Genomic DNA, 13,543 nt, shown 5'->3' on the forward strand with positions numbered 1-13,543 from the left:
ACGTTCGATCGCAGGGAGGGTTGTTGATTCAGCGCTATGGTACCCCGACGCGATTGGGGCAAGGCTGGTTAAATCCGCTCGCGGGCGTTATTCGCCGGCAGGCGGTTGTGGTGCAGACGAAGACGGGGCCGAGCCCTCGCCACCATCCTGGCGCGGCTTGCGGGAACGGCGACGGCGACGGCGCTTTTGACCCTGGTCGGCCGAGCCCTCGCCACCGCGATCCTCGCGCGGCTCGCGCTCGTCGCGAGCGGCGCCACGCGAAGCCTTGGCAGCCGCTCCCCCGCCATCTCCGGGACGACGGCGCGTGACCTTGACCTCGCCATCCGAGACCTGATCGGCAACGGAGGGCACTGAGGGCTTCTGCTGCGCGCCCGAGGAATGGCGACGGCGCGAACGCGGCGCGCGCTCCTCCTCGCCACGTGACTTGCCGCCCTTGTCGGCAGGCGCGTCGGAGGCCGAGGCGCCCTTGGAAGCGGCACCAGCCTCGCGAGCAGCTGCGGCGCGGAAGGCGTCCTCGCGCTCCTCGCTCGACAGATGACGGCGACGACGGCGCGTGGGGTTCATGCCACCGCCGCGGTTTTGCTGCTGGGGCTGTTGAACCTCGCGCTCGCGAGCTCCGTTCTTGCCGGCGGCTGCGGCCTCGCCGGCATCGGCAGAGCCCGCACGCTTGCGGCGGCGACGGCCACCGGCGGTATCCTCGACCTCAGGCGCCTCGGCCTTGCTGCGGCCCTTTCCGCGGCCACGGCCCTCGCCCTGCCCCTGACCGGCGCGAGCATCGGATTCAGCATCGCGACGACGGCGCTTGGGCATCGACGTACCGGCCAGACGGTCGGCGCTCGACAGGCCATCGCCCACGTCGACGCCGTTCTCGCGGTCGAGCTCCATAAGCGCCAGACGCATCTCGGGCGACTCGATGCGCTCGAGCACGTCGCGCGTCACGCAGTCGGGGCGGCAGTTGCAGCCCTGCTCGGCGGCCTTCTTTTTGCAGCCCTCCGAGCAGGTCATATCGGCCAGGTTGACCTTAAAGACCTTGCCGTTCTCCAGGCGCAGCACCAGCTGCTCACGCGGCGTGTCATATTCCTGAATACGCGCCTTGCCGAGCGGCGTATCGATGAGCGTCTTCTTTTTGGGCGCACGGCTCTTAAAGTCCTTGTACGCTTCGAACTCATAGCGCAGGCAGCACATCAGGCGGCCGCAAACGCCGCTGATCTTGGAGGAATTGAGCGGCAGGTCCTGCTCTTTTGCCATGCGGATCGAGACGGGCTCAAACTGTCCGCCAAAGCGCGTGCAACAGAGCTCCTGGCCGCACTGGGCATAGCCGCCCACCAGGCGAGTCTCGTCGCGCACGCCGATCTGGCGCATGTCGACGCGAATGTGCAGCGTCGAGGACAGATCCTTGACGAGCTGGCGAAAATCGACGCGCTCCTCGGCCGCAAAGTAGAACACGGCCTTCTCGCCGCCAAACAGGTACTCGACGCCCACCGGCTTCATCTCGAGGTCGAGTTCTTTGACCAGACGGCGGAAATCGACCATGGCCTCGTCGCCCTGGATGGCAAGATCGTCGGCAAGCTGCAGGTCGATGTCGCTCGCCACGCGCAGCACGGGCTTGAGCGGCTGACCGATCTCGTCTTGCGGCACCTCGAAGGGATCGGCCGTAACCAAGCCGATCTCGGTTCCGCGCTCGGTGGAGCAAATGGCATAATCGGCCTCGAGGATATCCAGGTCCTGCGGGTCAAACCACAGGTCGCGCGAGGCGTAGGTAAACTTAACGGGTACGACTAACGGCATTTCAGTGCCTTCCTGATATCGAACAGCATGACCTCGATGGCCAGCTGGGGAGTAACGTTTCTGGCGATGTTGTGCTCGGCGGTTGCGACCGCCTCGAGCGCCTGGGTGGCACCCGCAACATTCGTCGCAGCGGCAAGCCGACCGATCGTGTCACGCACGTCTTCGTTCACCACGTCGGCCGCCTCGTCCTGAAGTGTCAGCAGCACGTCGCGCATGAGCGTCCGCGCGCTCGCCAGCGCTTCCATGATACCCGAACGCTCGCGCGCGTTGAGTTCGCGCTTGTTGCGGTCCTCAAGCTGCTTCAATGCTCCACGCGACAGGTAGTCGGCATTTTGCTCGAGTACCTTTTCCTGCGTGGACTTGACCTCGGCGAGCGGCGCCTTGACGGCGACGATGAGCGACTTGGCGCGACTGAGCACGTCGGCCTCGTCGGCGGCAATGAGTGAGTCGATGGCACGGACCATCTGACGGCGGGCGTCCTGGCGCTCGGCGCTCTTAAGAAACTCGATGCCGCGTGTGGGGCTTCCCGCCACGGCGACCGCCATGCGGCAACGCGCGGGGTCCTGGCCGGTGGCGCGGCTCACGGCCTGCGCGGCGACGGCGGGCGACACCAGCCGAAACGGCACGCACTGGCAGCGGCTCACGATGGTGGGCAGCATCACGTCTGCCGAGGTGCCCAGCAAGATGAACATAACGCCCTCGGGCGGCTCCTCGAGTGTCTTGAGCAGTGCGTTGGCGGTGTTGGCGCGCAGTTGCTCGGCACGGTCGATGATGTAGACCTTGGCCTTGGCGCGAATGGGTGCCAGCGGCACGTCATCGAGCAGCTCGCGGGTCTGGGCAATAAGATAGCCCGTGGCGCTCTCGGGCGTGTAATAGTGCACGTCGGGATGCGTATGCCGAGAGACGCGCACGCAACTGTCGCATGCGCCGCAGCCGTCCTGCTCGCACAGGAAGGCTTGGGCGAGCGCCCACGCGGCATCGAGCTTGCCCGCGCCGGGCGCGCCCAAAAACAGGTAGGCGTGCGATGCACGGCCGCTGGCGACGGCATTGGTCAAAAAGTCGCGCACGCGCTCTTGGGTGTCGAGCTTGGCCAGCAGGCTTGCCTGAGCGGGGGCCATGTTACTCGGCCTCCTTGGCAAGCGCGGCGGCGACAGCATCCTGGGGGATATCGAGACCGTACGCGCGAACCTGCTCGACCGTCTTCTCGAAAACTACCTCGACGGTCGTAGTGGCGTCGATGAGCTTTACGCGGTTTGGCTCCTCGGCAGCAATGGCGCAAAACCCCTCGTAGACACGCTCCTGGAATGCCATGCCCTTAGCCTCCATGCGATCTGCCGCGCCACGGGCTGCCATGCGTAGCGCCGCCTGCTCGGGCGTGATGTGGTAGACGAGTGTGAGCGCCGGGTGCGTTCCCGCGACGGCCAGGTTGTTGGCGTCGCGCACCATCTGGCGATCGAGGCCGTCGGCAAACGCCTGGTAGCAGGTCGTGGAATCGTAGAAGCGATCGCACAGGACCACCTTGCCGGCAGCGAGGGCGGGCGCGATGACCTCGTGCACCAGCTGGGCACGCGCGGCCTCGTAGAGCAACAGCTCGCAGGTATCGCCCATCGCCATATTGGCGGGGTCGAGCAGCAGGGCGCGGATCTTTTCGCTGATGGCGGTGCCGCCCGGTTCGCGCAGGCTCACAACCTGGTGGCCAGCGAGCTCGAGCGCGCGAGCAAGCAGGCGCGCCTGCGTGGACTTGCCGGCACCGTCGACGCCCTCGAGCGTGATAAAGCTATGTTGAGCGGGCTCAAAAGCCATGGACGCAGCCCCTTCCTACAAGGCGCGTAAATGCGGATATATCAACCAAGCCATGATACCCCAGGGACAGGCGCGCCCCAACGATTAGCCGACAGTTAGGGACGTTCCTAAACTGCCGGCAGATAAGGAACGTCCCTAACTGCCGGCTTCTTGGGGCAGTGGGTATAATCGTCGTATTGCATTGAAATGTGGCGAAAGGAGTGGCAATGTCTCGGTATTGCGCCTCGTGCGGCAAGCTTCTTGAAGATAATGCCAAGTTCTGCACCTCGTGCGGTGCACCCGTTGAGCAAACAGCCGCGAGCGATAGCCAGCCCGCTTTTGAGCAGACCGGCTCCCTTGATACGCCGCAAGCCAAGGCGGACGACCCCCTCGCCTATAGCCCCGACCCCGCCGCAAGGACCGAGGCCGTCGAGACCACGCAGCGCATACCCGTCGCGAGCGGCTCGCCCCAACAGCAGCCGGCTCCCGCATACGCGCCCGCTTCGCCACAGACCCCCGCTCCCAAAAAGAGCGGCACCGGGCCGCTTATCGCCGTTATCGTTGTGCTGGTGGCGATCATCATCGCCCTGGTCATCTTCTTTGCGATCAGACCGTTCGACAACGCCGCCACGCAGACGACTGCCGAGGTAGCTAAGCTGCACCATGACGTCGACGACGATGACCTAAAGCCTCTCGGCAATCCCAACAGCCTGTACGACGATGATGACGATGACGACGAGGATGGCGGCGAAGCAACGCTCTCCGAGCAGAACCTCTACCGTCGCCTGAGCGAATACTACGACCTGCTCGAAGATCTCGACAGCCAGGTCCGTGGCTGCGCGCAGAACTTCAACGGCAACTATCTGGAAGAGGATCGAACCACCCGTCAAAATCTCGCCGACGTCGCCGAGCGCACGGAGGACACCATCGAGCAGTATTACGACATCGTCGAGGACCTGGACGTCCCGACGAGCTCCAAGAACTACAGCTCCTGGAAGGATATCATCGCCCTGTACGACGACCTGGATCACCGCATTGACGCAATCTGTGATGCCTGGGAGATCAGCCTGAAATACGCCAAGCCTGCGGACCACAAGAATGAGATCGTGGCGCCGCTGGCGCGCGACAACGTGGCGGGCACCAATGACAATAAGTACCGCCTAGACTTTGAGGAGCGCTATCCCGGCGCTAAGCCTGTCGAGGTGAACTAGTCGCATGCGACGTTCTTAAACGACTAGTCATTAAAGAACGTCCCCAATGACTACCTGAGGCGGCAGTTGGGGACGTTCCTAAACTGCCGGCAGAAAAGGACAGTCCTTGCCAACCCGGACGGCAAACCGGCCAATCGGCAAGGGCTGTCCCCGATCGCTAGTCGTTTAAGAACATCCACGACGACCGGGTGGCAAGGAGTCTCCCCAAGCACCGGCTGGAAAGGAACGTCCCCAGGTGACGGGTCGTGGATAGGCGTGGATTTGGCGCTGATGCGGTCTCAGTCATAGAAAAATCCTCTCCGCCCACAGATAAGCAGACAGAGAGGATGGCACCCGCTGAAATGGATTCGAAATCGAGCGGACTGACCGCCTACTCTTGTTTGGTTCGTTCAATAACCTTTTTGAGAGCCTTTATCAACTTGCAAACGAGATAGATCACCGCAGCGACGATCCCGATCTCAACCAGAACTATTGCCAGGAGGGAAACCTCTCCGCCAATGTTGATCTTGCCCAACACGCCCATATTGAATCACGCTAGATATGTATGCAGCCGAGAGCCATTTATTTCAGCTCCAAGAGTATAAGTCGCAGACGCCATACCGCCTACTCCGGTAAAAAGAAAGCTCCACTTTGTTCGTTTGGAAGAAAAACTCTTACTGAAATTCGATAAGGCACCGCCAACGGAAGATGCTTTATGGCCCCACCACGATGTAATGTTGTAGTTCTTGATTGATATCCAGTACTCAGCATCGAGCACTCCAGTATAGAAATAAACCTTCCAATTCCCATCAGTAGCGTTGTAGTAGCCGTCCCAAATCGGGGCAACATCAGCTTGCTCTTTCTCTATCCCAAAAACACCTGTAGAGCCATCTGACAGCTCGATAGTACGTTCTTGTTTCGGCCCATCATTCAAATCGAAGCATGCGTCGGCGGGCGTCAAATACTCAGAAGCATTTGCGGAGGGCAATAAAATAAATCCGGTGGCGAAAAATAGGACAACCATTGCTAACAACAACTTGGGCATTTTTTTCATCATGTCCTCCTGTCACGTGTCATATGTAACGACAGCCGCGGCAATTTAATTATCGCCTGGTTCTGACAATTTATTTTCCGGCACAGCAACTAATCCGCAAAAGGCGCCATTTTGTCCGTTAGCGGTTTCTTTTTTATCAACAGACGACCAGGTTCCGACAACTATGTATCGGGGGCGCTCTTAAACGGCTGGTCGTTGGGCGCACTCTTTCGCCGCCCGGCAGAAAAGGAACGTCCCTAACTGCCGGATAAAAAACGAGCGAGGATCTTGAGGTCCTCGCTCGTTTTTGTTCTAGGTGATGTTTCGACCGTGCGGCTACTTGTCGGCAGCGGTCTTTTTGGCAGTCGACTTCTTCGCAGTTGACTTCTTCGCGGTCGTCTTCTTGGCGGCAGTGGCTTTCTTAGCCGTCGTCTTTTTGGCCGCCGCTGTCTTCTTCGCCGTGCTCGCCTTGGTTGTGGTCTTGCGGCCGCGGGCGGGCTTCTTCTCCTTGGTCGGGCAGTCCATGTTCACGCAGATGCGCCACGGACCGCGCGCCGTGTTGACCACCACGATGGGGGCGCCGCACTCGGGGCAGGTCTCGCCCGTCGCCTCGAGCTTACCGCGCGCCGGCAGAGGATAGCTCACGCCGCAGTCATCGTAGTTGGTGCAGCGGATAAAGCGCTTGCCGCTCTTCTCGCTCTTGTGCGCGATCAGGTCGCCATGGCGTCCGGCCTCGGCGCACACCTTGCACTCGCCCACCTTAAGGTCAGGCTCGTAGTTGGTGGGGCACGTGGGGTTCACGCAAATCTCGAAGGCCTTCTGGCGGAACGGCTGGCACTTAATGCGCGGCGCGCCGCACTCGGGGCACACGGCCGCCTCGCCCTCGAGCGGGCTCACCTTGACGCCGCTCGGCACCGGATAGGTCACATCGCAGTCGGGCCAGCCCATGCAGCCGATAAAGCTGCCGCGGGTCTTGGCGCTCGTCTTCATAACCAGGTCCTTGCCGCACTTGGGACAAGCGCCCACGCGCGCATCGGCCGTGACGGCGTCGCTGATGGCGTCGCCCAGTTCCTGCGTATGTTTGAGCAGCTCGTCGAGCACGCCGGCCAGCAGCGCGCGCGAGTGCGTCACGACATGTTCTTCGGTGTCCTCGCCGCGCTCCACGCGGGTCATGTCGCCGTCGAGCTCGCTGGTCATATCGGGGCTCGTGATGCGCGGGGCAAACTGCGACAGTGCATCGATAATGGCGATGCCCAGCTGGCTCGGCTCCACGGGATCATTTTTGAGATAGCGCACGGCATACAGGCGCTCGATGATGCTCGCGCGCGTGGACTTGGTGCCCAGGCCGCGCTTTTCCATCTCCTGCACGAGCTTGCCCTGGCTGTAGCGCGCGGGCGGCTCGGTCTGCTTGGCCTCGAGTTTAATGTCGAAAACGTCGACCGTATCGCCCTGCTCCAGCGGCGGCATCTGCTCGTCGCGCTTAAGTCCATACGGATACGCCTCGCGGAAGCCCAGGGTCACGAGCACGTCGCCCGAAGCCACGAACGGCTCGCCGTTGACGTCGAGCTCGAGCTTGGTGTTCTCGATGGTCGCGGGCCCCATGAGCGTTGCCAGGAAGCGGCGGGCGATGAGGTCGTAGAGCTTGCGCTGGCCGCCATCGAGCGTGGACGGATCGCCTTCGCCCGTGGGGTAGATGGGCGGGTGGTCGGTGGTCTCGACTTTGCCGCGCGTGGGCTTCATGGGGCCGGCGAGTACCTTTTTGCACACGGGCGCCAGCGCCGGGTTGATCTTTGCCAGGTCGCTCACCACGGCGCCCAGATCGAGCGTCGCAGGGTACACGGTGTTGTCGACACGCGGATAGCTGATGAGGCCCGCCATGTAGAGGGACTCGGCGATGCGCATGGTACGTGCAGGTGAGATGCCCTCGGCCGCGGCGGCAGCCTGCAGCGAGGTCGTCGCAAACGGCGTGGGCGGCTGCTGCTTGCGGGAGCGCTTGGTCACCGCGGCGACGGTTGCCGTCGTAGCGCCGTCGACGTGGCCGTACGCCGTCTCGGCAGCATCTTTGTCGGTAAAACGTGTCGTCTTGTGCGCAATCTTAAAGCGGTCATCCTCGGCAGCACCCTGAGCGGCACCCATGCCGCGAATCTGCCAATAGTCCTCGGGCACAAACGCCATGCGTTCGCGTTCGCGCTCGACCACCAGAGCGAGCGTCGGCGTCTGCACGCGGCCGGCGGAGCGCACGTTGCCAAAGCCGCCAAACTTGGCGAGCGTCAGGTAGCGCGTGAGCACCGCACCCCAAATGAGGTCGATGTGCTGGCGGCTCTCGCCGGCGTCGGCCAGATTCTGGTCGAGCGAGACAAGATTATCGAAGGCCTGCGTAATCTCGGCCTTGGTAAACGAAGAATACTGGGCGCGGGCGACCGGCAAGTCGGGCGCAACCTCGCGCACCTTGTTGAGGGCGTCCGAACCGATCAGTTCGCCCTCGCGGTCGAAGTCCGTGGCGATGATGACACTGTCGGACTTTTTGGCGAGGTTCTTGAGCGAGCGGATGAGTTCCTTCTCGGCCGGTAGCTTAATGACGGGCGCCCAGGTGAGGTAAGGCAGGCTCTCGAGCTTCCAGCCCTTGATGGAAATGCCGTCGGCAAGGAACGGCTTGCGCTTGGTGTCGTAGGGCGGACGAGCCAGGCCATCGGGCATGTCGGCCGGCAGCATCTCGCCGTCCTCGGTAACCGAATACCAGCCCAGCTTTTTATCGAACAGCACGCTGTCGCAAAAATCGGGCGCGAGGATGTGACCGGCAAGACCGATCGTCACGCACTCCTCGCCTTTCCACTCAAAACGGTAGATGGCGGTGTTGTACACCTTGTCCTTTTTGGGCTTGTCCGTGGACAGCCGCTCGGCGATCTGACGCGCGGCGTCGTTTTTCTCGGCGATGATGAGCTTCAAAAGAGGCTCCTATCTCATATCTCTGCGGCTGCGCCCGCGCTTATGGCGGCCGACTTACGCCCTTGCTTGCTCAATCTGCCCGATGAGCCAATCGCACCAGGCATCCATGCCCTCGCCCTTGCGCGCGCTCACGGCAAACCGCGGCGCCTGCGGATTGAGGTCATCGAGTGTCTTAGTATACCTATCCATGTCAAAATCGAAAGCCGGGGCCACGTCGACCTTGTTGAGCAGCTGCGCGCCGGCGTGCTGGAAGATGCCCGGATACTTGATGGGCTTGTCGTCGCCCTCGGGCACCGAGAGAATCATGATGGACAGGTTCTCGCCCAGGTCAAAGTCGACCGGGCAGACCAGGTTACCCACGTTTTCGATAAAGATGACGTCGATGTTCTCCAGACCGACGGCCTGGTCGAAGGCGTCGACGGCCTCCATGATCATGTTGCCCTCGAGGTGGCACAGGCCGCCCGTGTTGATCTGGATGGCGGGCATGCCGGCTTCCTTCATGGTGATGGCGTCGACATCCGAGGCGATATCGCCCTCGATGACGGCACAGCGCAGGCCGGCTTTGTCACGCAGGCGCTCGTTGGTGCCCAGAATCGTGGTGGTCTTACCCGAGCCGGGGCTCGACAGCACATTGATCACGTAGGTGTTCGTCTGCTCAAATCGCTGACGCAGCTGATCTGCCAGGCGCTCGTTGCGCGACAGAATCGGCGACGCGATATCAATCGTTTTCTCGGCCATACTTAGCGCTCCTTACTTTGGCCCCTTTATACCCCGTTCCCAGGTGGCTGGCGGGCTAATCGTCGGGGGTTTCGATTTCGATACTTGCGATATCGAGCTCGCGGCCGTGCAGTAGGCGCACGTTGGCACCACAACACTGGGGACAGCGACAGTGGAAGCGATCGTGGTCGAAAACCTCGCCGCAGTCCAGACACTCGCTTTGTGGATGGACCTCCTCCACGGCAAGCTCGCAGCCGCGCGTGAGCGGGTCCTCATCGCGAAACGTCTCCCACGCAAAGTCGAGCGCCTCGCGCACGACCTCGGTCATATCCCCGATACGAAGCGTTACCAAAACGGCGCGCGAGGCCCCCGCCCCACGCGCCGCGCGAATCACTGTATCGAGCATGCCGTTGACAATGCCAACCTCGTGCATACCGATTTACTCCTCGTCGTCCGAGAACAGGTCCAGACGGCTCACGAACAGGCCCTCCTTGCCCTCGCGCGCGGTAATGACCACGCGAGCGATGGCAAGCGAAATCTCGTAGAGCGAGAGCAGGGCGCCATACATGAGACCCAGCGTAACGGGCGAGCCGTCGGGCGTAATCACAGCCGAGCCCACGAGCAGGCCAACGTATACGTAACGCCAGGCGCTGCGGAAGGCCGCATAGGACACAATATGGAAGACGGACAGGTAGAAGATGATGAGCGGCAGCTCAAACGCCACACCAAAGCCGATCATAAAGAGCAGCTCCATGTTGACGTAGTTCTCCAGGTCGGGCAGCGCGGTTGCGACGGCCGAGGTCTCGCCGATGAGCCACTCAAAGCCCGCCGGAATAATGACGAAGTAGCAGAAGATGGCGCCCAGGAAGAACAGCACCGTCGAGGCGAGCACCGTGGGTACGACCCATTTGCGCTCGTTGGGGCGCAGTGCCGGCAGGAAAAATGCCAGGATCTGCCAGATGATCATGGGCGTGCACATGACCACGGCCATCTTGATGGCCAGCGAGAAGCGCAGTCCAAAGCCGCCGAGCGTGGTGGTGATGTAGAACTTACCGTCCGGCACAAACGAGCGGATGGGATCCTCGAGGATATCGAGCACCACGGGCGTGGCAAAGTACAGCACGATGGCGGCGGCAAACACCGACACGACCACGATGGTCAGGCGGCGACGGAGCTCTCCCAGGTGATCGAAGAGCGGCATACGCGCAGGTCCGATAGGCATTACTCATCGCCTCCCTTCGGGGCATCGGCGGCAGCAGTCTCGGCAGCGTCCTCGGCCTCGAGCTCGCGAGCGAGCTGGTCGACGACAGCCTTGCGCTTGCGGGGACGGCGGGCGTAGAGGTCAGCCGTCGTGGGCTCTGCCGGCTCGGGCTCGGGCTCTGCAGCAGGCTCGGGCTCGACGGCAGTAGCAGGCTCTGTACCCTCGGCCTCATCAACAGCGCCTTCGCCCTCAGCAGCACCCTCGCTTGCGGCCTTCTCGGCAGCAAGACGGGCGCGACGCTCGGCAAAGGTCTCCTTCTTGGCGGGCGCTGCCGTCTCGGCGGCATCCTCGTCCGCATCGGAATCGTCGTCGGTCGCAGCAGTCTTCTTGGGCTTGACCGGGGCCGACGCGGCCTCGCTCACCGGATCGATAATCTCGGACTGAACAACGGCCGTCATCTTTTCCTGCGTCTCGCGGAACTGACGGATGGCACGGCCGATCGTGCGGCCCATCTGCGGGAGCTTATCCGGGCCAAACAGCAAAAAGCCGAAGACCACGATGATCGCGAGCTCACCCTCTCCAATACCAAACACACATACCTCCAAGGCTCGATGTGAGTCGAGCCCGCACCGCGCCATTCGGCCGGAACTCGTCTATTCATTCGGTCAAGTATAGCGCCCGGACGCCAAAACGTCCGAGCGCATCACAAACATATGCCAAACGGCACGCCCTTTTGGGGGCAAAGATTATGCAGCGGTGATCGAAATCTCCTGGTCGACACCCAACAGCTGAACCACGCGCATCACCGGGGGCTGCACGTTGACGCAGCTAAAACGCTTACCATGATCAGCTGCGTGGTGTGCGGCGCCCACAAGCACGCCAATGCCTGTCGAATCGATGTAGCTCACCTGGGCAAAATCGAGCTCAACGGCCTCAGTGGGCTGCTCGAGCGCCAGGTCGATGGCATTGCGCAGGCTATCGGCGTTAGAGATATCGATCTCACCGGTCACCTTAATGGTGTAGAGCTCTGGCGTGGGGTTGGTGGAAATACCCAAATCCATGTATACGCTCCTTTACGTATCGAAAGTGCGGATAGTACTAGGCGCGGACTTGCGGGGCCCTACGCGTTAGGCGCGCTCGGTACGCGCAAGCTCGGCAGCGACGAGCTTGACAGCCAGCACCAGCACATCGAGCGCAGCCTCCAGGTCCTCGACCGTGGGATAGCTCGGCGCGATGCGGATGTTGGTGTCGCGCGGATCCTTGCCATAAGGCCAGGTGGCACCAGCCGGCGTGAGCTTGACGCCCAGGTCGGCACAAAGCGCGGCGACCTTCTGGGCCGAGCCCTCGGGGCCATCGAAACTCACAAAGTAGCCGCCATGGGGATGAGTCCAAGTGGCGCAACCCGTGTTGCCCAAGCCCTCGGTGAGTTTACGCTCAACGGCCTCAAAGCGCGGGCGCAGGAACTCGGCATGCTTTTTCATGTGCTCCTTGACCGCCTCGATGGTGGGAAGGAAACGCACGTGACGCAGCTGGTTGAGCTTGTCGGCGCTAATAAGACCGGCCTTCAGGCGCTTGGAGAACTCGGCGATGACCGCGGGGCTCGCACCGATAAAGCCGATGCCGGCACCCGGGAAGGTGATCTTGGACGTCGAGGCAAAGGCCACCACGCGGTCCTCGGTGCCCGCCGCGCGGGCAAGATCGAAGATGTTGGCGAGCTCGTCGGTCTCGTCGTACAGGTCGTGCACGCAGTAGGCGTTGTCCCAGAAGATGCGGAAATCGGGCGCGGCCGTGGGCATCTCGACCAGGCGACGCACAGTGTCCTCGCTAAAGGTGATGCCCGTGGGGTTGGAATACTTGGGCACGCACCAGATGCCCTTGATGGAGTCGTCGGTGGCAACCAGGCGCTCAACCTCGTCCATGTCGGGGCCGTTGTCGGTCATCGCGACGGGGACGTTCTCGATGCCCAAGTCGGCGGTGATGCCAAAGTGGCGATCGTAGCCAGGAACGGGGCACAGGAACTTGACCTTCTTGCCGTCGTGCGCTGCCTCGTAAGCCTCCCAAGGGTCGCTGCCGCACGAGCCGCAACGCCAGAACATACCGGCGATATCGTGCTCGATCAGCAGGCTCGATGAGCCCAGTACGAGCGTCTGCTCGGCAGGACAACCCAGGAACTCCCCCGCCAGCTTGCGTGCCGAGGGAATGCCCTCGAAGCAACCGTAGTTGGAGCAGTCGACATTGCCGTCGTGCAGATCGGCATCGGCATTGAGGATATCGAGCATGGGGCGAGAAATGTTCACCTGGGAGGGCGACGGCTTGCCGCGCGCCATGTCGAGCGCCAGGCCCTTGGCCTTGACCTCGGCAACCTCGGCTTTAAGCGCCTCGATGGCGGCATCGAGTTCGGTGGTTTCCATCTTCTGGTAGATCGTCTGCATGGGTGCGACCTTTCGCGAAGCGGTACGTTGCAGTTCGTCTAAGTATAGACCGCCACCGCCGCAACGGTATGAAGCCGTGATAGATTAAGTTCATCGCAATGAATTACGAATCGCCGCGCATGCCGGCGTGGGGCGCCCAAGGAGGCACTATGGAGTACGGATCGTTTCAGGCCGAGGAATTCGGCGACTTGCAGCGCCTGGTCGACGGACTGTTTTACGACCGCCACGCCATCGACCGCCTGGATCTGATCGTACAGGCCGAAATCTTGGACCTGGCGCCCGACCTCATGGAGATCGTGAACCTTTTGCCGCCCGGCTACTACGACCGCCAGTCACTTTGCGACCAGCTCAACTCCGCCTTGGCCGCCCACGGCTGGGGCGCCGTCTACGGAACGGTGGAATAAGCCTCGAGGCCGGCGATTTGGCCCGCTTCCCGACCTTGGCGAGGCTTGTT

Annotated in this window: 13 protein-coding genes; 2 read left to right on the forward strand and 11 right to left on the reverse strand. The window is 62.1% G+C overall.

Going from position 1 to position 13,543, the window contains the following annotated elements; genetic code table 11:
* Positions 1-87: 87 nt before the first annotated feature.
* The 3 genes from DW112_RS02655 to tmk are packed head-to-tail and all read right to left on the reverse strand — an operon-like array spanning position 88 to position 3,591.
* Positions 88-1,788, reverse strand: coding sequence for a regulatory iron-sulfur-containing complex subunit RicT (locus DW112_RS02655; RefSeq protein ID WP_117629902.1), 1,701 nt, complete (start codon positions 1,786-1,788; stop codon positions 88-90).
* Positions 1,779-2,906: an ATP-binding protein gene (locus DW112_RS02660; protein ID WP_117629903.1), complete on the reverse strand. Its 1,128-nt coding sequence runs from the start codon at positions 2,904-2,906 to the stop codon at positions 1,779-1,781. Before DW112_RS02660 ends, DW112_RS02655 begins: the two co-directional genes overlap by 10 nt.
* A 1-nt stretch (position 2,907) precedes the next feature.
* On the reverse strand, positions 2,908-3,591 hold the full coding sequence (gene tmk, locus DW112_RS02665; RefSeq protein WP_117629904.1) for a dTMP kinase: 684 nt from the start codon (positions 3,589-3,591) through the stop codon (positions 2,908-2,910).
* Positions 3,592-3,797: 206 nt separating this feature from the next.
* Here tmk and DW112_RS02670 point away from each other — a divergent pair, with 206 nt between their 5' ends.
* Complete coding sequence (locus DW112_RS02670) at positions 3,798-4,781, forward strand: zinc-ribbon domain-containing protein (protein ID WP_118066270.1); 984 nt, start codon at positions 3,798-3,800, stop codon at positions 4,779-4,781.
* Between the two features lie 529 nt (positions 4,782-5,310).
* On the opposite strand, the gene DW112_RS02675 is transcribed toward DW112_RS02670, so the two are convergent.
* The 8 genes from DW112_RS02675 to DW112_RS02710 all read right to left on the reverse strand — a co-directional run bounded on the left by DW112_RS02675 (position 5,311) and on the right by DW112_RS02710 (position 13,089).
* Positions 5,311-5,814 (reverse strand): DUF5626 family protein, encoded by a 504-nt coding sequence (locus tag DW112_RS02675; RefSeq protein ID WP_117654912.1) that lies wholly within the window; start codon positions 5,812-5,814, stop codon positions 5,311-5,313.
* A gap of 315 nt (positions 5,815-6,129) precedes the next feature.
* Positions 6,130-8,739 (reverse strand): DNA topoisomerase I, encoded by a 2,610-nt coding sequence (locus DW112_RS02680; protein WP_118328264.1) that lies wholly within the window; start codon positions 8,737-8,739, stop codon positions 6,130-6,132.
* A 54-nt stretch (positions 8,740-8,793) separates the two neighbouring features.
* On the reverse strand, positions 8,794-9,477 hold the full coding sequence (gene hypB, locus DW112_RS02685) for a hydrogenase nickel incorporation protein HypB (RefSeq protein ID WP_117640380.1): 684 nt from the start codon (positions 9,475-9,477) through the stop codon (positions 8,794-8,796).
* Positions 9,478-9,532: 55 nt separating this feature from the next.
* Positions 9,533-9,889 carry a hydrogenase maturation nickel metallochaperone HypA gene (locus tag DW112_RS02690; RefSeq protein WP_118328265.1) on the reverse strand — a complete coding sequence of 119 codons (357 nt, stop codon included), beginning with the start codon at positions 9,887-9,889 and terminating at the stop codon, positions 9,533-9,535.
* Between the two features lie 6 nt (positions 9,890-9,895).
* Positions 9,896-10,678: a twin-arginine translocase subunit TatC gene (gene tatC / locus DW112_RS02695; protein WP_199574631.1), complete on the reverse strand. Its 783-nt coding sequence runs from the start codon at positions 10,676-10,678 to the stop codon at positions 9,896-9,898.
* The gene (locus DW112_RS02700) at positions 10,678-11,250 is read right to left on the reverse strand and encodes a twin-arginine translocase TatA/TatE family subunit (RefSeq protein WP_158555265.1); all 573 of its coding nucleotides are present in this window, start codon (positions 11,248-11,250) and stop codon (positions 10,678-10,680) included. Before DW112_RS02700 ends, tatC begins: the two co-directional genes overlap by 1 nt.
* 153 nt (positions 11,251-11,403) lie before the next feature.
* A complete protein-coding gene (locus DW112_RS02705) occupies positions 11,404-11,718 on the reverse strand; it encodes an STAS domain-containing protein (protein WP_089572422.1) in 315 nt (104 codons plus the stop codon).
* Between the two features lie 66 nt (positions 11,719-11,784).
* Positions 11,785-13,089 (reverse strand): aminotransferase class I/II-fold pyridoxal phosphate-dependent enzyme, encoded by a 1,305-nt coding sequence (locus DW112_RS02710; RefSeq protein ID WP_118066278.1) that lies wholly within the window; start codon positions 13,087-13,089, stop codon positions 11,785-11,787.
* Positions 13,090-13,238: 149 nt separating this feature from the next.
* Here DW112_RS02710 and DW112_RS02715 point away from each other — a divergent pair, with 149 nt between their 5' ends.
* The gene (locus DW112_RS02715; protein ID WP_022093864.1) at positions 13,239-13,493 is read left to right on the forward strand and encodes a hypothetical protein; all 255 of its coding nucleotides are present in this window, start codon (positions 13,239-13,241) and stop codon (positions 13,491-13,493) included.
* Positions 13,494-13,543 lie beyond the last annotated feature (50 nt).

Source organism: Collinsella sp. AM09-41 (assembly GCF_003473245.1).
In the GTDB taxonomy this organism is placed as follows: Bacteria; Actinomycetota; Coriobacteriia; order Coriobacteriales; family Coriobacteriaceae; genus Collinsella.

What these genes read in the sequence shown, in the direction of transcription:
- tmk (WP_117629904.1), bottom strand. Translation starts at nt 3,591, where the DNA reads ATGGCTTTTGAGCCCGCTCAACATAGCTTTATCACGCTCGAGGGCGTC.
- DW112_RS02660 (WP_117629903.1), bottom strand. Translation starts at nt 2,906, where the DNA reads ATGGCCCCCGCTCAGGCAAGCCTGCTGGCCAAGCTCGACACCCAAGAG.
- DW112_RS02690 (WP_118328265.1), bottom strand. Translation starts at nt 9,889, where the DNA reads ATGCACGAGGTTGGCATTGTCAACGGCATGCTCGATACAGTGATTCGC.
- DW112_RS02715 (WP_022093864.1), top strand. Translation starts at nt 13,239, where the DNA reads ATGGAGTACGGATCGTTTCAGGCCGAGGAATTCGGCGACTTGCAGCGC.
- hypB (WP_117640380.1), bottom strand. Translation starts at nt 9,477, where the DNA reads ATGGCCGAGAAAACGATTGATATCGCGTCGCCGATTCTGTCGCGCAAC.
- DW112_RS02655 (WP_117629902.1), bottom strand. Translation starts at nt 1,788, where the DNA reads ATGCCGTTAGTCGTACCCGTTAAGTTTACCTACGCCTCGCGCGACCTG.
- DW112_RS02710 (WP_118066278.1), bottom strand. Translation starts at nt 13,089, where the DNA reads ATGCAGACGATCTACCAGAAGATGGAAACCACCGAACTCGATGCCGCC.
- DW112_RS02705 (WP_089572422.1), bottom strand. Translation starts at nt 11,718, where the DNA reads ATGGATTTGGGTATTTCCACCAACCCCACGCCAGAGCTCTACACCATT.
- DW112_RS02670 (WP_118066270.1), top strand. Translation starts at nt 3,798, where the DNA reads ATGTCTCGGTATTGCGCCTCGTGCGGCAAGCTTCTTGAAGATAATGCC.
- tatC (WP_199574631.1), bottom strand. Translation starts at nt 10,678, where the DNA reads ATGCCTATCGGACCTGCGCGTATGCCGCTCTTCGATCACCTGGGAGAG.
- DW112_RS02675 (WP_117654912.1), bottom strand. Translation starts at nt 5,814, where the DNA reads ATGAAAAAAATGCCCAAGTTGTTGTTAGCAATGGTTGTCCTATTTTTC.